Annotated in this window: 22 protein-coding genes; 2 read left to right on the top strand and 20 right to left on the bottom strand. The window is 46.9% G+C overall.

Features of this window, described 5'->3' with window-relative positions; genetic code table 11:
* Positions 1-93 precede the first annotated feature (93 nt).
* From ACK8OT_RS07570 to ACK8OT_RS07485, 18 genes are all read right to left on the bottom strand, one after another.
* A complete protein-coding gene (locus tag ACK8OT_RS07570; protein ID WP_410195893.1) occupies positions 94-4,755 on the bottom strand; it encodes a DUF6701 domain-containing protein in 4,662 nt (1,553 codons plus the stop codon).
* On the bottom strand, positions 4,756-5,166 hold the full coding sequence (locus ACK8OT_RS07565; protein WP_410195892.1) for an MSHA biogenesis protein MshP: 411 nt from the start codon (positions 5,164-5,166) through the stop codon (positions 4,756-4,758).
* A 6-nt stretch (positions 5,167-5,172) separates the two neighbouring features.
* Positions 5,173-5,988 (bottom strand): PilW family protein, encoded by an 816-nt coding sequence (locus tag ACK8OT_RS07560; RefSeq protein WP_410195891.1) that lies wholly within the window; start codon positions 5,986-5,988, stop codon positions 5,173-5,175.
* Complete coding sequence (locus tag ACK8OT_RS07555) at positions 5,988-6,641, bottom strand: type IV pilus modification PilV family protein (RefSeq protein WP_410195890.1); 654 nt, start codon at positions 6,639-6,641, stop codon at positions 5,988-5,990. Before ACK8OT_RS07555 ends, ACK8OT_RS07560 begins: the two co-directional genes overlap by 1 nt.
* Positions 6,631-7,176 (bottom strand): prepilin-type N-terminal cleavage/methylation domain-containing protein, encoded by a 546-nt coding sequence (locus ACK8OT_RS07550; RefSeq protein WP_410195889.1) that lies wholly within the window; start codon positions 7,174-7,176, stop codon positions 6,631-6,633. Before ACK8OT_RS07550 ends, ACK8OT_RS07555 begins: the two co-directional genes overlap by 11 nt.
* Before the next feature lie 11 nt (positions 7,177-7,187).
* Complete coding sequence (locus tag ACK8OT_RS07545) at positions 7,188-7,643, bottom strand: prepilin-type N-terminal cleavage/methylation domain-containing protein (protein ID WP_410195888.1); 456 nt, start codon at positions 7,641-7,643, stop codon at positions 7,188-7,190.
* A 28-nt stretch (positions 7,644-7,671) separates the two neighbouring features.
* Positions 7,672-8,289 (bottom strand): prepilin-type N-terminal cleavage/methylation domain-containing protein, encoded by a 618-nt coding sequence (locus ACK8OT_RS07540; protein WP_410195887.1) that lies wholly within the window; start codon positions 8,287-8,289, stop codon positions 7,672-7,674.
* 63 nt (positions 8,290-8,352) lie between these two features.
* On the bottom strand, positions 8,353-8,844 hold the full coding sequence (locus ACK8OT_RS07535) for a hypothetical protein (protein ID WP_410195886.1): 492 nt from the start codon (positions 8,842-8,844) through the stop codon (positions 8,353-8,355).
* Complete coding sequence (locus ACK8OT_RS07530) at positions 8,844-10,061, bottom strand: type II secretion system F family protein (protein ID WP_410195885.1); 1,218 nt, start codon at positions 10,059-10,061, stop codon at positions 8,844-8,846. The genes ACK8OT_RS07535 and ACK8OT_RS07530 overlap by 1 nt, the downstream gene beginning before the upstream one ends.
* Positions 10,061-11,788, bottom strand: coding sequence for a GspE/PulE family protein (locus ACK8OT_RS07525; protein WP_410195884.1), 1,728 nt, complete (start codon positions 11,786-11,788; stop codon positions 10,061-10,063). The genes ACK8OT_RS07530 and ACK8OT_RS07525 overlap by 1 nt, the downstream gene beginning before the upstream one ends.
* 33 nt (positions 11,789-11,821) lie before the next feature.
* Complete coding sequence (locus tag ACK8OT_RS07520) at positions 11,822-13,339, bottom strand: tetratricopeptide repeat protein (protein ID WP_410195883.1); 1,518 nt, start codon at positions 13,337-13,339, stop codon at positions 11,822-11,824.
* A complete protein-coding gene (locus ACK8OT_RS07515; protein WP_410195882.1) occupies positions 13,336-14,220 on the bottom strand; it encodes an ExeA family protein in 885 nt (294 codons plus the stop codon). Before ACK8OT_RS07515 ends, ACK8OT_RS07520 begins: the two co-directional genes overlap by 4 nt.
* A 22-nt stretch (positions 14,221-14,242) precedes the next feature.
* Entirely contained in the window at positions 14,243-15,925 is a 1,683-nt protein-coding gene (gene mshL, locus ACK8OT_RS07510) for a pilus (MSHA type) biogenesis protein MshL (protein WP_410195881.1), read from the bottom strand.
* 30 nt (positions 15,926-15,955) lie between these two features.
* Positions 15,956-16,276 (bottom strand): hypothetical protein, encoded by a 321-nt coding sequence (locus tag ACK8OT_RS07505; RefSeq protein ID WP_410195880.1) that lies wholly within the window; start codon positions 16,274-16,276, stop codon positions 15,956-15,958.
* Entirely contained in the window at positions 16,269-16,928 is a 660-nt protein-coding gene (locus ACK8OT_RS07500; RefSeq protein WP_410195879.1) for a hypothetical protein, read from the bottom strand. The genes ACK8OT_RS07505 and ACK8OT_RS07500 overlap by 8 nt, the downstream gene beginning before the upstream one ends.
* A complete protein-coding gene (locus ACK8OT_RS07495) occupies positions 16,925-17,524 on the bottom strand; it encodes a PilN domain-containing protein (protein WP_410195878.1) in 600 nt (199 codons plus the stop codon). The genes ACK8OT_RS07500 and ACK8OT_RS07495 overlap by 4 nt, the downstream gene beginning before the upstream one ends.
* Positions 17,521-18,435 carry a hypothetical protein gene (locus ACK8OT_RS07490; protein WP_410195877.1) on the bottom strand — a complete coding sequence of 305 codons (915 nt, stop codon included), beginning with the start codon at positions 18,433-18,435 and terminating at the stop codon, positions 17,521-17,523. The genes ACK8OT_RS07495 and ACK8OT_RS07490 overlap by 4 nt, the downstream gene beginning before the upstream one ends.
* A gap of 169 nt (positions 18,436-18,604) precedes the next feature.
* The gene (locus tag ACK8OT_RS07485; protein ID WP_410195876.1) at positions 18,605-20,512 is read right to left on the bottom strand and encodes an EAL domain-containing protein; all 1,908 of its coding nucleotides are present in this window, start codon (positions 20,510-20,512) and stop codon (positions 18,605-18,607) included.
* 733 nt (positions 20,513-21,245) lie between these two features.
* Here ACK8OT_RS07485 and ACK8OT_RS07480 point away from each other — a divergent pair.
* Both ACK8OT_RS07480 and ACK8OT_RS07475 read left to right on the top strand, forming a co-directional pair.
* Entirely contained in the window at positions 21,246-21,425 is a 180-nt protein-coding gene (locus tag ACK8OT_RS07480; RefSeq protein WP_410195875.1) for a hypothetical protein, read from the top strand.
* 261 nt (positions 21,426-21,686) lie between these two features.
* Positions 21,687-22,013, top strand: a complete 327-nt coding sequence (locus ACK8OT_RS07475) for a hypothetical protein (RefSeq protein ID WP_410195874.1) — start codon at positions 21,687-21,689, stop codon at positions 22,011-22,013.
* Here the strand turns inward: ACK8OT_RS07475 and ACK8OT_RS07470 are convergent.
* Positions 21,992-24,058, bottom strand: a complete 2,067-nt coding sequence (locus tag ACK8OT_RS07470) for a S9 family peptidase (protein WP_410195873.1) — start codon at positions 24,056-24,058, stop codon at positions 21,992-21,994. The genes ACK8OT_RS07475 and ACK8OT_RS07470 overlap by 22 nt on opposite strands.
* A 188-nt stretch (positions 24,059-24,246) precedes the next feature.
* Positions 24,247-24,561, bottom strand: coding sequence for a YdbL family probable chaperone protein (locus tag ACK8OT_RS07465; RefSeq protein WP_410195872.1), 315 nt, complete (start codon positions 24,559-24,561; stop codon positions 24,247-24,249).
* Between the last annotated feature and the right edge of the window lie 6 nt (positions 24,562-24,567).

Raw genomic sequence — 24,567 nt, 5'->3', positions numbered from 1 at the left:
TATTTATGTTAATTATTATTCATGCGGCTAAATTGAGTAAAACATTAACAAATGCGTTATTCATGCAGCAAGCATGTTACAAGTGGCTATTTCTCAGTTGTTGACTTCCAAACGATAGATAATTCGGTCGTTGCCTCGATAAAGGCCAAACTCCACCTCGCCAATGGGGCAATCATCTACTCGTGCCGATGTCGCGCCCGAACCGGCGCCGATCATTTCCTCATAACAGCTGCTATAGCCGCCCTGCCAAGTAGCACAGCTGTTGGCTATTTGTCCTGAATTATCCCAGTCAAATCTTAGCCAACATAAGTTTGCGCCACTGGCTGGATTCAGATCCATGGCATAACTAAACCGTCCGGTTTGTTTTGGCGCACCAAACAATAAGTTAATTTCCCCAGCAACGGCGCGCGCATTCACCAGATCGATTTCGCTGCTACCTGAGCCAACAGGGATCGGGGTTTCATTGCCCCCCAAATTCAAACTACCATCATTATTACTGTCCACCGCCCAATTAAACTCTGCGATGGGAGCAAGCGCTGACGGAGTATAACTAACGCTGGTGCAGCTATCTTTGTCGTTGATAACAAACTGAGTGCCATCATAACGCTCAACCACTAAGGGCACCCTTAATGAGGCCAGCTCACTGCCATGGCGCGATTGGCTGACCAAGCGACCATAGTAAATATCCCCTAAGCCCACCAGCGAACAAACGTCACTGCCGCCTTGAATACATGCCGTGGTTGCGTCTTGTTGCAGCTTTTCACCGTCTTTACCTGTGATCTGCAGCTGTAGCAGCAACTCGCTTGGTGCACTCTTTTCATAAGGGCCATCGACAGCATGAGGATTACGTTTTGCGGCTCCGATAGGCAAGGCCGATAAGGAAAACTCGCCTGACTGCCAATCATAGTCATGGGGCTCAATCATCAACCTAGAGCTGCCATCGCCTTGAATAAGCTCACCAGCGCTATTGGCTAGTGACCATTGCCATAGCTGATTGGTGTCATCGGCGGTAGGATAGCCTTTGGCGGTGTCGTAGTTGGTCACTTTAGCGGGGGTATTCCCTTGATGAAAAGCCGCCAGCGTTAAATCAAGTGACACCGCCTGCTGATCTAAATAACTAAAGCTACCCGCTTGGCAAGCAGGCAAGGTAAGCGCACTTTGCGCTTGTAAATAGGCGGGGTAAAAACGGCCAATTTGTTGCTCGGCCGACGCAATTGCCGTGGCACTTTGTGCTAACGCATCACTCAAATACTCATTGGCACTCACGTCAAGACCAAGCTGCCCCACCTCACTCCAAGCTAGGTGCTCAATAGTGGCAACGCCTTGCTCGCTAGACTGCATGTTATAAGGTGACGCGGTGATATTTTCCCCCGCTAATGTCACCACGCCTAGATTGGCGCTACTGGGTAGGGTCACGCTGTGGCTTAAATTTAGCGGATGATAAAAACTAAGGGTCACAGGATTGCTTAAGCAATGGCCATTAGGATCATCGGTGCAATCCATCCAGGCTTCTACCGTTAGTTCAAAGGTATCAAAATCGCGCTGGGTGTCATAATCAATCCCCACAGGCGGGAGCGCGGCGCGAATAAAGCCCGCATCGGAGCCAACCCCATTCGCTATCATCGTTTGCCCCGCGCCATCGCGCAAATAACCACGCACCGAGCTCGCGCGCACCTTTAATTGCTTAGGACTAAAGGTGAACAGCTGACTGCCCTGCACAATTTCATCATCTTCACCGATGGGGGGCGCACCTAAACCCACATCGTCACGAGCCGATAATAAAATACGTCCCGCATCGGGGTAATTCACATTAATCGACTCACTCACCCCAGCGCTAAATGTGATGGTCTGCGCCGCGGCATCAACCGCATTTTTAGCAATACTCAGTTGATTAATTTCCACATCACGTCCAGCCACTACCGCAGGGGCATCATAGCTAGACCAAAACTTCACTTCTTGATCACCGGTATAAGCCGTGATCACGCCACAATTACCGGTTGTCGCATCCTTACCCACCGCGGTTAAGGTCACGTTAAAGGGCTTATTACTGTAATGATATTGCCCCGCGCCGGGGCCGCTGCTATCAACAGGTTCAATTTTAAATCCATAAGGGCGAAAGGTAATGTCGATGGTGGCCGATGTACCATTAATACTATCTTGCGCCGAAACAGTGACGACGCCGGCTTGTTCATGGAACAAGCTAAGCTCCACTTCACCGCCATCCGATGTCACAAACTGATAGCTGGCTAAACCATTATCGAGCGTAGGGTTTGGTGATAAGCTGCCATTGCCATTAACGAGTCCCCAACGCCCCTTACCTGAATTGGTAGCCAGTTGTACTAAACCGCTATACAGGGTGTTTAAACGACCATCAATTAAAGCGCGTAATTTAATCGTGTGTGGCTCACAGGTCAGGGCATCCACCTCAGCCACTAGCTCTAAGCCTTCACGCACGGTTTGGCTTTGATTGGTAATGGCAAAATAGCTAATGTCTTCTTGGAAATGCTGACGTTCACGATCTCGGTATTGATCTTCGTCCACTGCAACGCCAAATTGAGTTTGGCTGATATCACAGCGCCGCGTCCAGCCGCCATCACCACCATTGCGGCCACGTTTGTTAGCAATCAATAATGGGGGATTAACATAGTCTTGCTGCAAATTATTTAAGGTTTGACATTGCTGCGCCAAACTCAAGGTATTGGCTCCCGAGTCATGGTTCTTGGCATAGCCAAATTCATAACGAATTTCATCGCTGCCTTGGATAAAACTACCTAAACCTATGGGCCCAGCCAGCCAATGAATGGTTTCGCTTGCCAAATTATCCAAGGGCGTTCCAGCGGGAACACACGATGCCCCCCCAGCAGTGTCATAAACTTCCGAGGCTTCAAGGGCAATATCAAATGAGGTCAACGGACTACTTGGTGAGACTTGTCCAGCAGCCGTAAGCCAACAGTTATTATTAAAGCTGGCGCGCTGTAATAATACCGCGGGGGCTTGGCTAAAGCCGGCACTACTCAAATCAATACTTTGCCAAGTACCACCAAGCTGTCCACGTTGATAAGCCGATGTTTCTACACTGCCTGCATGGAGCTTTTTGCCATCGGGCAACTCGGTCACACCGGGTAATAATGCAACAAAATCAATATTAGGCATGGCCTTGGCCACTCCGCCAAAACTATTCGGCGGTGAGATCTGCTCTACCGTAAAGCCCGTTGTCGTCACATTGACCACCCGCACCGTCGCGGGGCCATCATTATCGGGGTCGCTTGGATCGATATTGGGCATGACAAAAACTAAAGGTACATCAGAGAAGGGCTCATCAAAGGTAACCGAGCCAAGTGCCACCTGACCAAACTGAAACTCATTTTTACTTGGCGCAGTACCATTGCGACACATGCCATTAAAATCCGTTTTAGCAATGGCGTCGGGGCGATAATTAACCGTGCCGTTATTGGTAATTTGCCCTGCCGCCGTAATGGAGCCATTAACCACGGCGCCGGGCGCGATACTGATGGTTCCTTCGGCAAAGATAAAGCCATTGACCGTGGTATTGGCGCCAATTTCCACGTTGGCTTTGGTCGCAATCAACAGGTTTTCCGTTAGGTTAGAATCATTGAGTACGATAGTGCCGCCGGAGGCAAAGGTCGAAAAATTACTATTAAACAGCATACGCGTGGTGGCGCTATTGTTGCTCAGCTGATAACTATCATTGGCAAACTGAACAAAGCCATCGATATAAAAATAGTCACGCGGGCTTAAGGTTTCATCCGCTGCGCCTGTTAGCCGTTGAAACTGACCATCGGAGCCATCATTGGGCGGCATATAGAGTAAATCCGGGCTGGTCGCATTCACAGGACCATTAAACACATCTTCACACAAGGGCAAGGTAGAAATCCGGCTGATCAGATCCAGTACGATATCATCCCAAGAGATATCACGGCCAAAGCGCTCATTGATCCTTAGGGTGTAGGTGCCCGGCTGTAGGGTTTTCGCCGCTAGGGTTGGGTTTTCTAGCACCAGATCTCCTGTGCCACCTATAAAGCCAATCGAATTAATGGTGTTATCGGGCTCGATTAGCAATACCTCTGCTTGTGTAGCAGGGTTTCGCACATTAAACAGGGTAAGCTGATTAAAGTTACTGGGGGTTTGCAGCACAAAGCTAAGATCCAAAGGATTTCCAATGCCTGCATTGGGAAACAGGCTCGAGCCGGTGTAACCATCATTATTATTGGTCGGGCCGATATGCTGGCGCTGAATAAAAGCAACATCGTCGGACACAGCGCCAACGAGCTCAATATCGGTAAAGGTTAACAGCTCCCAGTTGTTGCAATTAGGTCTATACTCTTTGGTTGAGCCTTGCAAGCATTGCCCCCATGCAAATAACTGATAATCGCCCGGCGCTAAATTTAAGCTCGCCAAATTAAACACACCCGAGCCCGGCGTGGCCAAACCATAATAAAGTTGATTACCACTGCTATCCCAAATCACTAGCACAGGCGATTCGGTTGTAGTGTTAACCCCTTTAAGGCGAACCTCCGTCAACACTGAGGCTTCGGTGGTTTTAAAATGGATAGGGTAAATGGGTTGATAAACTGGGGTTCGACCAGCATTGACTCGCGACACAGCTACATTGGGGGGAATTGCGTTATTATCGTCGCCCACTCGAACACTGCCTAACAAGGTCGTGTCTGCCCAGCTAGAAAAGCTAGCTCCAAGACCAAGTAGCAAGCACATTAAGCAGAGTAAAGCTCTCATCTACAACCCCTTCGCTTGCGATTGGATCTTGCGTCTGGTAATAAATTCGCCGGCATTACAAGTGGCTGTACTATCGATTTGATAGACGGTGTTAGCGCCTTGCGTTTTTTCCTCACAGCGGTATTCAACCTTACAACCATGAAAAGCTGTTTGAGCCGATAAATCCAGTAACGAATTTGATTGGCAAACTGCGCTGCCTCCAGACAATGGAAACAACTTGATTAAACCTTGTTCAATGCCCGCATTCGCAGCTAAATACGCGCGCGTGCCATACACTTCATAGCCTATACCTTGCTGCGAATCCTGCAGCATACGGGTTAAGGCCGCCGCCAATAGCGACATCACCACAATAATAAATACCGCAATCACGATGGCACTGCCTTGTTGTAAGTGACGGACGCGAGTCATCATTCCCCCTTACGGCACATTTTGAATATGAATGGCATGATGAAACACCAAGGACTCAGCGCCATCGTCAGCGCTAAAATTAAGGAATAATTTCACCACCCCATTGCGGCTTAAGGTTGCTTCGCTAACCGCAAAAGGCGGTTGATAATTGGGCGCTGTAACGGGTAATAACTGAATATTTTGCGCCATTAAACTACTGGCGATGACTTGCTCGGGCGGTGACTCCGATGCCCATGTCAATACTTCTCGCTGCAGGTCGCCATTACTCAGAACACAATAGCGAACCGGACGCTCAACCACATACAGACGCTGCGAAGGCGAAGCTAAAGGCCAGCGCACTGGGCTAGCAAAACTGAATTCACCCAGTTCACCACTCTTACTATAATCCGCAAAGGCTTTTAGGGTCGTTGAGCTCACCGCATAAATATCATCACTGTTTAGGGCATAAACGGCTAGGCGATGGCGGGCATCATAACTGTAGTTTTCAAATGCAAAAACCTCCACCCTGTTACTGGGCGCAGCGGGGGCTACTGCGAGCGCTAAGTATTGGCTGCTGGCCACCACAGGAACAAAACGCAAACAGTTGCCGTTATTGCTAATTTGCTGGCTGTTAGGTAACGAGGCGCGCACTTCTCGATTCAGCCGCTCCATGGCAAAACGAGCGCTATTAAGGATCTTTTCGCGCGCCGCTACATCACGATAAAGCAGGGTGCCAAAACCGATGTAATTACTAACGCCTATCCCCAAAATAGCCAGCATAATAATAACTATCACCAGCTCAACTAAGGTAAAACCACCTTGCTTAGGAATGACAAAATTGCGCATTAGTAGTTTCCCCGATAGGCACTAAAGGCAAGTTCATTACCACTTGGGGTTTGTATGAATAAATCGATGCGCTTGGCGGTATCAACGCCACCTAAGCTGTTATCGAGCACCACATCTATCTTTAATTTAAAATTTTGATAGACCGACTCAAGGGGCAAACCTAAGGTGTCTCCAAAACTCACGGCATCGACCCAAGGTGCGCCCCTTGGTGTCATGTAGTCATCAACATCGTTAAAGGTATTTTGTCCGCCGCCACGCACTTCACCAGCTTCCGGCCCTAGCACGCTAGAGCAATTGACCATCACGGCACTGGGGTTAGCATCCCATAATTGCCAAGTTTGGCTGGCTTGTTCAAACCAGCTACTGCCTGATTGATTAGGCTCGCCTTGCCACCAAATTTCGCCGCAACGATAAACGCCGCCATTATGATCTGAGTGTTGATCATAGCTGCGCGCCACAATTTCATTAAGCAGGCTTTGGCCGAGTTCGGCGGCGCGCATTTGCTGTAAGGGATCAATGCTGTCACGAGATTGGGTCACTAGCATGGTGGTGATAATGGTAAACGCCACCGCCATCACCACGATACCCACTACCAGCTCCACCAAGGTAAAGCCAAGTGAGTGCTTGTTCTGGCTCGCGGTGTTAAGGCGCATGAATATAGCCCTCGGCTTCAATGCGCAGGGTTAAGTTGTTGCCTGAATTGATGCTGATATCACAAGGAAAACTGCCGCCGCAAGCCACTTGCTCGATGCCATTGTAATCAAATAAAAAGGTCGCAGGGCTGATGGCCACCTTAGGTGAAAATGCCACCAAGTCATAGACATCACTGCCATGCTCGGGCGCATTAGGATCACAAGACACACTGGTAGGGGGCGCGCAATTACCGCTAACTCGAGCCGATTCGATGGAATAAAAGCAAGCTTCACTCGCGCTGACTTGCACTACGGTCCAATAACACGCATTGACGCTAACATCATTGGGGTCGGCATTCATATTTTTCAGTTGGGTAAGGCGTAATCGTGTCGCGAGCTGATCGCGCACCGTATAATCTTGATAGCCACCGGAGGACAGTAGCTTAGGCAAAACAAAAGCGGCCAGTACACCAATGATAATGATCACGATGACCAGCTCTACCAAGGTAAAGCCGGTGCATTGAGTCGTTAAATTTGCTCTGCGTGATCTGGCCATAACATGGCTAATTAACAACCAGTTTCATTAACCACGATGGTAGGTCTAGCGGTACTGGTGGCTTCAGAGTAAGAAGCATTACAAGTATCAACACCACCGCTGGCATATATTAAAGTTGGAGCTGAGCCTGAGATGGTCCAATCGCCAGTGCTTAACTCAACAACTTTCGCTATATCTGTAGCAGTCGCTTTTGGGTAACCATAAACAAGCTCAACAGTATCACCATTGATATCAACAGACTGACCTGAAGCCTCTTTTTCTTTACCGGCTATCGCCGCCTTACTGTAGGTTAATGTAGACGCACCTTCCAATGCAGCTTTCACTCCTTGCAATGAAGAAACGCGCGCATCCGACTGCAAATCAATAAACTTAGGTGCTGCGGTAGCCGCTAGAATACCCAACACAATAATCACGATAACCAATTCAATCAGCGTAAAACCCGACTGTTTTGCTACGTTTTTGTTCATAAAAGCCCCTTATATCTGACTGATTTTATTAATTAATATTAGCTGCTACCTGCCCCGTTGCCGGTTTATAGGTAAAGTTTTTAAAGTTTCCGGTATCCGAGCCGGGATTCAAATAAAGGCCATCCGAGCCCTTATCTAAGCTGTTGACTAAATAGAACAGACAGCTGGTATCTGTACCACTATTGGTGGTAGTGACATAGAATTTGTAAAAATCGCCTTGCCCCGTGACATCGCTAAAGTTACTAGTGATCCGCGGTGGATTTTGTAAGATGGAATTCCACACCGACTCACATTTAGCCGGCGTTAAAGAGCCAGGAGTAACATCCTCATTGATGTTGGTCATGGGATATCCCGGCGACACGCTACCCGCGTTTATTTCCGCTTGGGTCGGGGTGGTCAAATATAACTTGGTGCCATCATAAATAACCACATTTTTGGCCGCTTCTTTGGGCCTACCTATGGCTTCCCACTGAGCTCGCGTTAAAGAAACACCGGTGGCAAAGCCGCCTGCGACCCCTTCCACGCTGGCATTTTTAGCCTCTTCGGTCACATCTAAAAATCGTGGCAGCGCCGTCACAGCTAGAATACCCAGCACGACAACCACTATCACCAACTCGATAAGAGAAAAACCTGAATGTCGCCTCATTAGCACCTCAAGTTACAACCAAACTTAAATACAGCAGTGTATTATATCAGTAAAGTTTAATTTCTATAGTGTTTTATCCACCTGAACTAAACTTATTTGTCCCGTTTTGCTCCAGTATTCAAAACCACTTTGCTGGGCAAGGTAATACAGGCAGCCGCTATCGTGACCTAAATTATCACCCAGCACCTTCACCCTAACCTGTTGATTATTTAACAGCATATCCGCATCGAGCAGACCTTGCCATAATAATGCACAATTTAGCCCATTTTTGTTAGCTGTAACCGATTCTGGCCAACCATAGGGGTTTAGCATGACGGTTTTATTGCGCCACATCAGTTGTTTGGGCTTACCTTGGCGCAACCACAATAAGTGGATTTCACCACTGGACTGAGCAAATTGATTAGCACTTAAAGCCAAACTGGTGTCGCTGATCACGCCTTGTTGATTCTGATAAAGATAAACAAAGTAACCAAGTAAACAAACCACAATGATCAGCGCGATTTGTTTTAAACCAAAGCCACGTAAGGTTTGAGCTAACACTTCTTTATCTTTCATTAACCGCCTTTAAATGCGCGCATCATATCCCACATAGGCGTAAAGATACCTAGGGCTAATACCAACACCATACCCGCCACAATCGCGATTAGAATTGGTTCAATTTTGGCGGTTAGACTTTTTAAATCATAGTCGACTTCGCGCTCATAAAATTCCGCCGCCTCTTGCAACAATTCATCTACCTGACCGGTTTCTTCACCTACTGCTATCATTTGCAGCACTAATGGCGTAAACAAGCCGCTGGCATTGGATGTGCGCAACAAACTTTCACCGCGTTCAATACCCGCACGCATGCCCAATACCTGCTGCTCCATATAAGCATTATCGGTTGCCTTAGCAACAAAGCTTAATGCCGAGTTTAAGGGCACGCCAGCGGTAAGCATCATAGAAAAACTGCGGGCATACCTTGCCAACAAGGTGCGGTTGATAATGTCACCGATAATTGGCAGGCGTAATTTGTAACGATCCCAAGTTAACCGCCCCGAGGGGGTTTTGTACCAAGCTTTAATGGCAAAATAGCATGCGACCAAGGCAACCAGCATGTGCGGCCAATAATTGACGAAAAAAGCCGATGTTCCCATTAAGACCTTGGTTGACCAAGGCAAATCAACGCCAAATTTACCAAACATGCCGGCAAAGGTTGGGATCACAAAAATATTTAAGATCACCATGGCGGCGGCCAGTGCCATCAATACAAAACTGGGGTAGCGCATCGCGGCTTTTACCCGCTTTTGGGTTTCTTGCTCTAGCTCCATATACTCGGAAAGCTGTAAAAAAGCCTTATCGAGTTGGCCGGTATTTTCACCAACATTAACAATAGACAGAAACAACGAGTTGAACACCTTAGGATGCGCCTGCATGGCCACCGACATGGGCCGACCATTGCGCATTTGCTCAGAAATATCTTGTAAGGTTCGTTGCAATAACTTGCTATGAGTCGAATCCGCTAAGCCATTAATGGCACGAATAATCGGGATCCCCGCCTTGGTGAGTGAATACATTTGCCGAGTGAAGATCACCATTTGATCAAGGGGAATAGAGCGCTCAAGCCATAGGCTTAAATCAAAATCCGATTCGGCTTTGGCTGGGGTAATATTGATAGGCATCACGCCGCGGCGCAATAAGGTATCGGCCGCCGCCGACTCATCGGCCGCATCAAGGCGACCTTGCACCGCATTGCCTTGGGCATCACGGCCTTTGTATTCAAACCTTGCCATTAGGATTCACCTTGCCAAAGATCCACCTGCTCGACTAAACGCAGCACTTCGTCCAGTGAGGTAATACCTTGCATTGCATAATCAAGCGCCGAAAAAGCTAGCGGGCGATAATGTTTGCTTTGTTTCGCCGCTTGGGCAAAGCCTTCGGGATCGTCACGGCGCAGCGCTTCCATCATAGGCTCATCTAATTCAAGCATCTCAAACACACCGATTCGGCCTTTGTAACCGGTAAAGTTACAGTTTTGACAGCCCGAGCCCTGATAGAACTGGGTATCGGTTAATGATGTTTGGGAAAGGTTTTCCAGCCAGACGCGCTCTCTTGGCTCAACCTGATGAGGCTGCTTACAGTTAAAGCACAATTTTCGGATCAAACGCTGAGCCACGATGGCCCGCAATGAGCTGGCCACCAAGTACCCCGGCGCCCCCATATCAATCAAACGTAGCGCACTGGTAATGGCATCATTGGTGTGCAAGGTAGACAACACCAAGTGACCGGTTAAGGCGCCTCGTAAGCCTATTTCCACGGTTTCGTGGTCACGCATCTCCCCCACCAATAAGATGTCGGGGTCTTGTCGTAAAGTGGTGCGTAGTACGTTAGAAAAATCCAAGCCAATCTTAGGATTAACCTGAACTTGGTTGATCCGGGGTAAGCGATATTCGACCGGATCCTCTACCGTAATGATTTTTTTGCCCGGTGCATTTAACTCGGTCAAGGCGCCATACAAACTCGTGGTTTTACCGCTACCGGTTGGGCCTGTCACCAAAATCATACCGTGAGGGCGCTGTAGCTGACGGCGAAATCGTGGCAATAACTCGGCCGGCATCCCCGTTTCTTCAAGGGATAAAATACCCGCACTTTGATCTAATAAACGCATTACCACGGATTCACCGTATTGCACCGGCATGGTCGACACCCGCACATCTATGCTATGGCCACGAATAGACATATTAAAGCGGCCATCTTGGGGCAAGCGTTTTTCCGAAATATCCATGCCCGCCATCAGCTTTAAGCGCAATACTAACGCACCGACAATACTCACTTCGTTGAGTACGTTTTCTTGCAGCACACCATCAACCCGCTGGCGAATTCGCAGTAATTTTTCTTCCGGCTCGATATGAACGTCCGACGCGCCGACTTGCACCGCATCTTCAAATAAGGATTGCAGTAATTTGACCACGGTGGCTTCAGAGCCTTCCGCCTCCAGCCCAGACAAACCAAGATCTAGCTCGGCTGTTTCGCCGTGTTCTTCTTGTAGTTGCTCGGCAAAGGATGCGATTTCTTTGGTGCGACGATAAAGGCGATCAAACGATTCAATAAGCTGAGATTCACGGGCCACCGCCAGCTTGACGGTGCGATCCGACAATAGCCCGGTGATGGTATCTAAGGCGCGTAAATCGGCAGGATCAGACATGGCCACGGTGACGCTTTGGCCATCATCATGCACCACCAGGGCACGTAATCGACGGGCATGTACCTCAGGTAATTTCGCCACCACCTGTTCATTAATGCGCAGTTGGTTGATATCAACCAAGGGAATGCCCAGTTGGCGAGACAAGAAGCCCAGCATGTCATCTTCGCTGATAAAGCCCAAGCTTTGTAAGGTTGCCCCTAGTTTACGGCCATTTTTCCGTTGCTCGGCCAAGGCTTGCATTAGCTGATCTTCGGTGATGATGCCGTCTTCAACCAGCAAATCCCCTAAGCGTTTTTTTAATTTGGGTTGAGCCATAAAATTACCACTCCTGTATCAGCAGTTTTGCGGTTATTGCAACCCAGCGATACGGCCTTTGACATAATCCATCGAGGCTAACGACAAGCCTCCCACGAGTTCCGCTTGTTGATAGCTGCGCAGTGCTTGCTCTGTTTGGCCTAGTTTCTCTTGACTGATGGCCAAACCTAACCACCATTTACCTTGCTTGGGCTGCGTACGGGCAAGGGCAAGATAGGCAGCTAAGGCTTTTTCATCTTGATTTAATTGCTGCGCTAGTGCGGCCTTGGTTGCATAAAAATCTTGATTACTGCTGACATTGGGGGATATCGCATCTAACACTTGTAGCGCTTGTGACTGCTGTTTCCCCGCAAGATAAATGCGCGCTTGCATTAAGCGAAAGTCCGCATTACTCGGCACTAAGCTTACGCCTTGATCGAGCACCGCCATGGCCTGTGAATATTCACCGCGCCCGTAATGCAGCGCCGCTAATTCTTTGCGCACCTCAATATGACGAGGATCTATCGCTAATGCCTTTTGTAAACGACTTTGGGCACTGGCTAAATCCCCTTTAGACTTAGCTGCACGAGCTTGCTTTTGGTATAAGGCAATCAGCTCGGGGTCACTCAACTCAGAAGGCTTAATGGTTAAACTACTTGGCCCTGATGGGGTCGGTTTTACCTTAACTTGAACACTTTCCTGCTGCGCGGGGCTGGCACTTTCAGCACTATTCACGCTTGATTGCTCGGTTGGCTTGACCTTATTTACAGCAACAATAGCGATAGGCTCAGGCTCAGAAACTTGCTTAGTCTCAGTTAAGCCCGGCTCTTGCTCTGATGAAAGCTCGGGTGAAAGCTCGGGTGAAAGCTCGGCTGAAGCCTGCGTCTTAGATTCAGCTAGAGCGACTTTAGGGGCTTGCGTTAGCGCCGTTGATGGCTCAGATGACTCAGATGATGCAACGGTTGCTTTTGACTCAGCTGTTGGCTTAACTGTTGGTTCAGTTGTTGGCTCAACTGATGCTAGCGCGGCGATAAGCGCTTCATCTTGCTGTTTAGGCGACTCTGCAACTTGTTCTAAACTAACCGCTGTCACGGGCTCGTTACTGTCGGAAATAAACACGACTTTTGCATCAAGTACTTTAATCCGGCTGTCACTGCTTAGCGTCACTGCCGCTAGCATGGCTTGGGATTGCGCTTCTAAGGCTTGCTCCGATGTTTGAGCTTCACTAACCTGAGGTAATTCAACCGCTAAGTTATCTTGGGTTGGTATCGGCTTAGCTTTCGATATCGCTTTTGGCGATAGCTCGGCTTGCTCAACAGAAGTCACCTCCGGCTGCTGTTCTAATGCCGTACTTGTTGGCGCCTGCACCACAGCTGTCGGAGCCAATGGTTTAGCAAACCAAAGTAAATATCCACTCACTAAGGTCAAGCCCACCACCACCAAAACAGCAATGCTTTTATACAAGGCGGACGAATGCCACCAAGGCAGATTAGTCAACACCGGCGCGAGTTGCTTATCCGTGGCTGCATCGCGTCGCTTTAGATCGCGATTCATCTGATTTATCACGCTCATGGCTCACCTCGCAGCCAAGATACGATGATATAACACTCAAATATCACCAAAGGGATCAAGACTAATATCCAAGTAGGTACGCGAGGTAAACCGGAAACATTTTCGGTGTCGGCAATCGCATCTTTTACCGCACTGTCTGCAACTTTAAACCCGCCTTGGCCATAAGTAACAATCAAGGCTTTATGGCATAGAATATTCAGTAGCCGAGGGATCCCCCGGCTGGCACGCCAAATTAACTTGGCCGTACGGGCATCAAACAATGGCTCGCCTTGGTAACCCGAAATCTTCAAACGATGCTGAATATATAATTTAGCCTCCGCTAGGCTCAGCGCTCTGAGCTTGTAACTAAACACCACGCGCTGTTGGAATTGACGAAACTTGCCTTGCTTGAGGCGTAAATCCAACTCAGGCTGGCCAAATAACACCACTTGGATCAGCTTGTGTTGCTCGGTTTCAATATTGGTAAACAAACGAATCGCTTCTAGGGTCTCATCCGGCAGCGCCTGAGCCTCATCAATAAACAGCACCAATTTTTTGCCATTTTGATGCAGTAAGGCCAAACGGCGCTCGATGGCTGAAGTCAGATTGGCCGGATTGTCATGCTGGCGCAAATCGATTTTCAATCGAGAAGCAATGGCTTGACGTATTTCATGGGCGCTCACATAAGGATTAGGCAAAAATAAACGAACATAACGGTTATCGAGTTGCTTCATCACCCTACGGCACAATAGGGTTTTTCCGGTGCCTACTTCCCCAACCACCTTAATCAGACACTCGCCGCTATTGAGTGCCGCCATTAACACCTCAAGAGCTTCGGCATGAGGTGTTAGCTCATAAAAATAGTCCGTGTCTGGGGTTAAGGTAAAAGGCAAAGATGCCATACCAAAATGCTCTAAATACATATTATTGCGCTGGATACCACTTCTCTAACAAGGTTGAAGAGCGCTCTAATTCTTGCTCCCAAGTGCCGTCGATCACAACGGTCGGTTTTAGCAAGATCACCAATTCGGTTTTAAATGATTCTTTAGAGCGATTGGTAAACAGCTCACCCAGCCAAGGTATATCGCCCAACAGCGGCGTTTTTGAAACCAAGTCTTTGGTCAAGGTTTTCATTAACCCACCAATGACAATCACATCGTTAGATTGTGCTTTCACTATGGTATCGGATTCACGAACTTCACTTTTAGCAACAGGGATCACTAAGCCATCCTCTGAGCCAATGGAGGCATCTGTTGAGCCAGATGAACGAAAGCTGATTTTTTTCTGCTGCTCTTCAATGGTGATAATGGAAGGGTGGACGTGCAATAGCACACCGCCTTGCTCGTCAATCTGCGGCGTTACATCTAACGAAATCCCCGAGAAGAAAGGCGTTAGCTCAACATTCGGGGTCGATGTGGTGGCATTGCCCGTTACCGTTGTGGTTGAGACATCGGTGACAAAGTACTCATCATTACCAACTTTAATCACGGCTTTTTGGTTATTGGTGGCGGTGATCCTTGGTTTCGACAAAACATTTACATCACCTTGGGTTTCGAGCAGTGACACCACGGCTTTAAAGTCACCATTGCTGATGGTAAGCGCCCCGCCTCCACCTATGGTATTGCGGATCACGTTCTCTGCAATTTTCGAGGCGCTGTCATACAAGATATCGGTGGTTTGCGCTGTACCGCCAGCATTTTCCCACGAAATCCCTTGCTGATAGTTGTCATCAAGCACCACCTCAATGATTTGGGTTTCTAAAATAACCTGACGGTGTAAACGCGACTCCGCTTGCTTAATAAAGTCAGCCACCATTTTCAGCTCATCGGGATAGGCTTTTACTGTCACTAGGCCAGCCATGGGGTTGGTCACCACGGCGCGCCCGTCCCCTGTGCCTATCAATCCAATTAAGGCTTTTTCCAATGATTGCCAATAAGTCGTATTAGTGCGCGTGATAATGCGCGTACCATTAGTATTGCCATCTGAGCTTGATGAGCCGATTTCACTACCATTGTTATTACTGCTGTTATTGCTGCCGTTGTCAGAGCTAAAGTTATTGGAATTATTATTTTGATCGGCTAGATGGCCGGTGGCGACCGTCGTTCTCGTCGCACCATCGCGGTCCATCAACAAATAGTTCATGGTAAAGGTTTCAACCCGCAATCCTGAAGGATAGACATGGTAAATCCGTCCCTTGCGCTGCACATCATAGCCATACATATCTTTAGTCACGGCAAGCACTTCATCTAAGGTGACGTCTTTGAGATCTAAACTGATATAGCCTTCTACGCCGGGATGAATAGCCATGCTAAATGGCGTGCCTTGCACTAGAGAGCCGAAAAACTGCGTTGCTTCGACATTGTTAGCCGACACCTGAAAGCGCTTTTCATAAACACGCTGCTGATTGCTGGCAAAATCAGACTCAGGCAACAATTCATTTAGTACGGTTTCGGGAACGGGCACAGGTGCGACCGCAGCAACGGGCTGACGCTGGTTATTTTCAAGCGAATTTGCCAAAGCTTCTTTTTGTTCTTTGGCATCTAAGGTTTCGGTGGTTTTACACCCTACTAATACTAATACGCACAACAATAAAGCGGTATTTTTCATTATTTACTTCCCTGACCCAATACTCAGCTGCTACTTAATAAAGTCAGCATTGAATAGTGATAGCCTAATGGTTCCACCCTTGCCCTGCAGCAAGACATATTTAGCCGTAATTTGCGTGACACGATAGCCGTCGACTCGGTCGCCAACGCGCACATTTTGATTATTGATAACGGCACTGCGATGATCGTTTTGCACTAAAATACTTTGTAACTTAGGTTTGGCCACAACCACTTGTTTTCTTGACTCCAGCTTAGTGCTTTGTTCCTTTGGCGCGGTTGGATCATGCAAGGTTTGCGCACTTACCGTCGCCCCCACTAAGATGGCAAAAAAACAAACAAATACATTAACCACGAATAAAGTCCTTATTGGTACTTAAGGTATAAAGTTGCAATTCCACGGTGGCATTGGGATGCTGTTTAACTTGATAGCGCATCGATTGCCAATAAAACTTGTCCGGCAATTGTTCTAACTTAGCCAAAAAACTCTGCACCGCAAAATAGCTACCGCTGAAAGTTAAACTTAAACCGTGCTGGAACAAATTGATATCTTGAGTAAATTCACCTTCCACGGGTAATAATGGCACCGGCGCGATAGATTCAACACTGACCAAGGTCAACGCTTGGCTATTGGCTAACATGGTTTCCAATAAACCCGCCATTTTTTGCGCCGAAATCAGATCTAGCGTGCCAGCGGCCAATTGCCTATCAAGCTCAGCAACACTTTGCTGCAATACATCTATTTCCTGCTTCACTGCGGCGTCGGGATCGCGCGCCAACAAGATATTCGCTATTTCAACTTCGCCTTGAGCAAGCTTGAGCTGATGTAAATTCTGTTGATGTTGCTGCTCTGCAGCTTGCTTGCTTTGCCATAATGGGTCGAGTAAATAGCTATACGCCGGAAAACAAACTAGCACTAAACCTGTAATAAATATCATTGCCCGCTCACGCAATGACAAGGCCATTAATTTGCTATCAAGACGCTGCCAGCTTGTTGTTATGCTCATGGCTGCTCCTGTTTTTTAGCCGCGGCGACAAGTTCAAACGCCATTTCTTGCTTTTCATTGCGCACCACTTTAAGCACCGCAAATTCTTGACCGGCTAAGGTTTCACTGGTCTTAAAGGTTTTGATCCAACGCGGCACAGCATGATTGCTGTAAGTGATTCCAGACAAGCTAATTTGGCCAGATTCAACCCGAATGTCGGTTAAACGGATATCTTTATCGTTCAACCTTGCCAAATCCGTTAATACGCCAGCAAAGCCCGCATTTTTAAAGGTTTCATTTTGCCCGACTGCGGCCAACAATTTTTGCTTGACGCTGAATTCGGCTTGTAACTGATTTAGTTGACGCGCGAGGTTGGCCGATGCGACCCGTTGCTGCAATTTCGCCTGCAACACAGCCAAGGTTTGTTGTTGTTCGGCTAATGCCCGATTACTTTGCTGTAACTGAGCTTGGCTGAGTTTATGTTGGCCACTAAGCCAGAAGTTAGCAGCCAATACCATCACCAATGCCGCGCCCCACACAATACACATTTGACGCAGGGAAAACCAAACTCGCTTGGGAATGAATTCTTGAGTGTAGAGGTTAACGCGTGTTTTCATGACGAGGCCTCTGGGTTTAGACTGGCAAACAGATTCAATTCCGCCACCTTAGGTAAGGCGGCAATAGCGGGTAATACATCACAATCCTGTGGCTGCTCACTGAGACAAACCCCATGGATATGACGACCTAAGCTGTCACCAATTTGGCTGGCTATGGCAGTGATATTCTCACTCGGCAAAGCCAATTTAATCTGATTAACATCTGCAATTTTCAGTTGGGCGACCACGTAATCCAAAGAGCGTTGCAACTCTAACCCGAGCCCTTCCAATAAAAAGGTATCCATGACTTGGGTTTGCTGATAAAGCGATTGAAACCCTCGCAAGTGACGGGAAAAATACAATGAGCCATTACGCACCACGGAAATCAAAACATCATCCGCGCTGTGTTGGTAAATTAGCATTTGGGTTTCATCTTTCGCCGTCATCAAGTTGGCTAAGGTAAGCTCTTCAACACCGATGTGTTGCAACGTCAATCCCGCCTCGGTCACGGCGGTGACCACACGTTGAATAACGGATTTCGGGCTATAGATAACATTCAGTCGCTCTGCCATCATAGGTACAGAGGGCACATTAACATAGTCAAACACTAAATCGCGCAAAGGCTCTGAGACTAACTCTTTAATTGCAAAAGGTAAGCTGGCCAATAATTCATCATCGGGCACGTTAGGACGTTCGATTTGTACTTGTTGATAAAAATGCTGCGACAGCACAACAAAAGCAGGCCGCTTTTTGCAGCCATACTTAGCCACTAGCTCAGGTATGGCCTTGAGCCATTGTTCTGAAGACGAAACCGGCAAGGTAGCCAATTGTTTTATTTGAGTTTTATCAACAATAGCTAGAGCAACACTATCGGGACGTAGATAAACCCCCAATGCTTGACTTGATTGACGCCGCCAAAGTTGACTAAACATTATAACTACCTGTAATTAAAGGTTATCTATATGCTAGATGAAAGCACCATGATTAAAACTAAATTATGACTTCAATGGCTCAAAAATGTGACGGTCATTACAATCAAATCATCCAACATCACTTCAAACAACATGATCAGTCGAACTAGCGAAATGGCAGAGCTGAGTATTATATCACTTGCTTTGGTGGAGCAAAATAATATCCCTGCCCCGCATTAACACCTATTCGTTTGAGATAATCCCATTCAGCAGCATTTTCCACCCCAACTGCAATCAATTCCACCTCGCTGTCGGAATACCCCCCCATCAAACTGCGGATAGCAACTTGATTCATTTGTTGACTATCAATCTCACGCACTAAGCTTGGATGTAACTTCAAAATATCAATATCACAATCTTTGATGTATTGGGTGTTGACCACATTTTGTCCCGCGTGATCCACTGCAAGTTTACATCCCATCCCTTTGAGCGCCCGCAGTGCTGGCAGCAAGCGCTCTTGATGCTTGGCAATGTCTTCTTCGGGTAATTCCACCACTAATTTTTGCAGTAACTGCTTGGGCAATTGCATCAACTCAAACCTCAGCCATTGCCGAAAACTCTTATCGGTAATCGTATTGGCGCACAAATTGAGACTCAAAGGTGAACTTAATTCACCTCGTTGACGCAATAAACCTAAAGTTTTTTCTGTCATGGCTCGGTCGATGTCTAACGTCATCCCAACCTTTTCTGCCATAGGTAGAAACTCGCCTGCGTTAACGATGCGGCCTTTTTCATCACGTAGCCTAGCCATCACTTCATGGCCCACTTCACGGCCATCTACAGCACTGTATATTGGCTGTAAAAACAATAACAAACTTTTGTTTTGCAGTGTTTTTTCTAGGATTGCTCGCCAACGAACACTGCCTTTTGCGAGTTCCGGAGTAGGTTGTGAAGGCTCAAACATATACCAACCACTGTTGCCTTCTAACCTTGCGGCACGAACTGCTTTATCGACTTCATCCATCACCGCAGAAGACTTATTGCCAACCAGATAACTGCTTACCCCGACATAATAAAAGTCATCTTCATCAATATCGTGTGGTAAAGGTACCTTGTTAAGCACCTTACAAAGTTGGTTAGCGATATCTTGGGTTTCTTTTAGGGAGACCTGTGGAAACAGCAGCGCAAACTGCGCCCCCGCGTAACGTGAATAAAAAGCACCGGTATATTTTTGACCGAAGTTTTTAATCACATTGGCCACCTCGATTAACACATCATCGCCTTGGCTGGCGCCAATAATATGGTTAATTTCACTTAAGCCCGCCAACTCAACGAGCATCACCGCGCCAGTTGAGATACTGTCATCGCGCACCGCGGATTGTAAGCGGTTATCAAACGCTAAACGGTTAGAAAGGCCAGTTTTATCGTCAACAAAAGCATTGGCCCGAATATAGGTATCAAACCGGCTTCGCTCTTGTTGGGCATCATTTAAGCGCACCAAAAGAGAGTCGATAACCTTGGCCGCACTACTAGGCCATTCATCCAGATCACGGTGGGCATTGTTTTTCACCTCCCCTATCTCGATAAGTTTCGCTCGGCGCTCTAACTTTTCCGCTCCAGCAAATTGACGCTTTAACCAACGAATCGAAATGATGCAGCCAATCAGCACCATAAATAGCGCCAAGAAAAGGCCAAGATACGATGTAATACCATAATCCAATAAACGAAATGGCTGCTGTACCGAGATGGCGACGTAAAAGCGAGGGTGAGCCTGCAGATAATACTTGTAATAAATAAGATCGACCGGGCTGGCATCATGAACACTGTTAAAGCGGTAAACCACCCCTTCGTCATTGCCAACCTCAACTTTGGCAATTCCATGGGCTCGTAACAGATTCGGTAACCAAGCGGCAAATTCCGGCGTTCCTTGCCTTGAGCCCAGTTGCTTATCAATGACTTCAACAACGGCACCAATCTGAATTTGCTGGTGTTTGTAAACAATATCTCGAAAGCTGACTGCACCACCAATCACCACGCAAAGTGCCGACGCTGAAATACAAAAGCAGATAAAGAAGATGTATCGATTGGTAAACTTCATACGTCTTTGGTAACCGTCCTTGACAACCATTTACAAATGATTCGTCAGGCACATAAACGCCCCACGAATCTTCTCTAATGTACCACGCAACCAAGACAGGGCTGTTCACAAATATATAAAAAATGCGCTGCGGATCGAGAATCCCTCAAGCAAGCTAACTCATATCAAGCAATAAAACCCAAAGAGTCGTAGCACCAAATCACGCATAAGAAAAAGGGCGATGTTGTCACATCGCCCTTTGTCTAACGGTCATAGTGATCATCCATGGAAACTTAGCTCCTTGCGACTCCCTGACCCTTACCCTTATCCCTAAGGTAATTTGCTTAATAGCTTCGATATTTTTTAACTTTGCGAGTTAAGCTAATCGCATTAACCCCAAAAGCGAAAAGCCATTATAACGACCTAACTATACACTTGAATCGACATCAAAAAAATATAACAAAACAGAGATAGCAAAGGTTCGACTGTTACATCTTGATTACACACGCCTAGAATACTAGTAATACTAGCGTATTAGGATTTTTAAAATGTAAAGCATCAGTAAAAATACGATAAAAGCCATATTTACAATGGCAAATATCTCACAAAAACAAAAGCTAAAAACTTACAATTCAAGCATCAAATAGAGCCGTACTTAACCTCCATATTGCTCGTCTTGCATTTATAGCCTCGTCATCTTGCTGTCACATTGAGCCGACAATATAGGGTTATTTAGTTAAGCATAGGGATGAACATGGACAACCAATTTGGCTACATAGCCACTGAGTCTTTAGCCCCAAGTCAGACTAACCCATTTTCTGCGGCAAACATTATTTCTCATTTAGAGCCAAATCATAAAAAGTTTAACTACTTCGATTTACATGCCCATCAACTAATCGAGCCCTTAGATATTTTAACCGCGCCAGCGCATTAGCTTATATAACCTCAGTTCTGGTTAATGGAGCCAGCCAATAAATATCGTATAAATAAGTAGCAAAACTTCGTTTACAGGGATGAAAACGCAGAGCGTATAGGGACATATTCACCGCGTTTTTGCGGATTATTCATACGATATAGCTTATCCAAAACTCAGGTTATATACCCAATCAGTTTAACTAGCACGGTTAGTCACCAACAAGGCTTTAAACTGGCATGAAAAGCAGCTAATCTTGCGATTTAATAGGGGGAGGTTAGTATGATTTACCACGTGTTAGATAAGGCAGTGCTTGAGCTTAAATTAAATCATCCGGCACTGCGGATTGCCTTGCTGCAGGATTACTTAAGCCACGCCAACAGTGATTTAACCCTACTCCAAACAGCCTTTGAGCAGCAAGATGAGCAACGCCTGAAACAGCTGCTAATTACCTTGCAGGGAACCACCAGCTTAGTCTGTGCCAAACCATTAGAAATAGCGTTAAACACATTTAAACAACAACCCATTCAGCAGCACTGGGAGTCAGTGGCCACACTTCAAGCGCAGCTGATTGATGAGCTTGAGCATTACTTATCTGAACAAGCTTGAGCCAAACCAATAATAAAAGCGTATTCCATCGCAATATCATGATATTGCTGATAACGGCCGGATTTACCACCATGGCCCGCGGCGAGATCCGTATGCAATAGCAGCACTTGTTCGCCTATATGGTATTGTCGTAACTTAGCTATCCATTTTGCCGGTTCCCAATATTGCACCTGAGAATCATGTAACCCCGTCATCACCAGTAAGTTTGGATAAGCTTGTTGGCGAACCTGATCATACGGGCTATAAGATTTTATATACTCATAGTCGGGTTGCTGATTAGGGTTGCCCCACTCCTCATATTCACCCGTCGTCAAAGGCAATGACTCATCTAGCATAGTGGTTAATACATCAACGAAGGGCACCTGAGCCACTATGCCATGAAACAAACTGGGGGCTTGGTTCGCAATCACCCCCATCAACAGGCCACCCGCACTGCCGCCAACGGCATATACTCTTTGGCTATCGCCATAGCCCAACGCAATCAAGCCTCGCGTAACATCAATAAAGTCATTAAAGGTATTGTGCTTAGCTGCTAACTTACCCATTTCATACCAGTGTCGACCTAATTCTTCTCCGCCTCGAACATGGGCAATCACATAGATAAAGCCGCGATCCAGTAACGATAAAACATCGCTGCGAAACACGGCGTCTTCACTTAAACCATAAGCCCCATAGCCGCTAATAAGCATAGGCCGAGTAACCAGAGGTTGTCCTTGACGATAAACCAAAGACACGGGGACTTGAGTTCCATCACGCGCCGTTATCCACACCCGTTCACTATGATAATTCGCTATTTCAAAGTCGCCCAATACGGGTTGTTGTTTCAATAGCGTTTGTTGGCCATTGCTTAAATCAATCTGTATGGTACTGGTTGGGGTGGTTAAGCTCGAATAACCAAAGCGCATTAGCGTTGAGCTTGGCTCGGGGTTATGGCCAAGCCAAGCACTGTAGCAGGGATCATGAAAGTTCACTAAGCTAAAATGATTGTCATGCCAACCACGATAATTCAAATGCACCAAACCATTACTGCGCTGCTGCACCACTAAGTAGTCATCAAATAACTGGTAATCTTCTAGCAACACGTCCTCTTGTGCGGCGCACAATATCGACCAATCAGCAAAAGCTAATTCAGAGGACTCGCTCAAATTATCGGACGCCGCCAGTAAGCAAAAATTTTTACCTAAGGCGTTAGTTCTGACAAAAAACCGCCCAGCAAAATGGTCGAGATCATATTCGATACCTTGCTGTCGCGATTGCAACAACTTGGTATCGGCATTCACATCAGTCAGATCAACTAAGTGCGACTCACTCGTCGTACTGGCATAACAGCCAATAATCAAATAGTGCTCGGAGCGAGAAGCGTGAATACCAAGGTAGTAACTGTCGTCAGGCTCTTGGTAGATAAGCTTATCTGCACTGAAATCTTGGCCAACAAGATGACGCCATACCTGAAAAGGTACTAAGGTTTGCGGATGCTTTTTAACATAGTAATAATGCTGACTGTCTTTGCCCCATACCAGATCGCCAGACGTACCTTGCGGCCCCTGCTCTAACACCTGACCCGTGGCGATATCTTGTAGCCAAACTTGATACAAGCGCCCACCCAAAACGTCCTCACAAAATAGCAAACGCTGTTGATCTGGACTGACGCGAGCATCACCCAGCTCATAAAAATCATGACCTTGACTACGCTGGTTTAAATCCAGCAAACATTCTTGCTCAGCGTCAAGTGACTTGGCATAACGCACTAATTTGGGGTAGTCACACTCACTAACAAACAGCTGCTGATACCAATATCCGCGCTTAAAGTAAGGCACGCTAGCGTCATCGGGCTGCAGGCGAGCCGTCATTTCCTCAAACAAGGCCTGCTGCAGTGGCGCATGAGCCGCCATCTTGGCTTCACAATAGGCATTTTCGGCTTCTAAATAGGCCAGTACATCAAGGTCACTGCGGCTGTCATCGCGCAACCAATAGTAATCATCTTGGCGAATATCTTGATGATGTTTAATAAAAAAGGGGCGTTTTTCAGCCAGAGGAGGACGCATATATAAACCTTGTTTTATCAACTGAACCTACTGCTATCGTTACTTTGTTAGCAAGCCTTTTTATTGATTACAGGCATGCGCTCAACGAATCAAAAAACCTTAACTAACCCGAGCTTTGGATAAGCAAGCAAATAAAAAAGCCGATACTCGTAAATATCGGCTCTTCTCCATACACGATTATTTGCGAGCTATTTTTTAACCCACTTGCCGGCGCCGTTCATAATATATTGGCCCGAAGGCGTCTTTTGCAGCGCTTTTTCACCCGCTAAGATAGCAACTTGCTCCGTGGTCATACCGTTTTTCGCGGCAATTTTTTTATACGCATCTAAGCGCTGGGCATTAATGGATGCCACGATACTGTTAACTTCGGCCGATGCTTGCACCGCGCCAACCATACCATCAGGTCGCTCACCAATTAATCCTTGGTCTTTAGCAGACTGTAAGTCTAACGCCAATACGTTAAAGCTTAAGGCTGTTAGTAAAATCAGTAGCCATTTTTTCATCCTAAA

It is taken from the genome of Motilimonas thetidivivens (genome assembly GCF_046452435.1).
In the GTDB taxonomy this organism is placed as follows: Bacteria; Pseudomonadota; Gammaproteobacteria; order Enterobacterales; family CBDFNC01; genus Motilimonas.
Note: the sequence above shows the minus strand (reverse complement) of the source record. Positions and strands in the feature narration are given on the sequence as shown.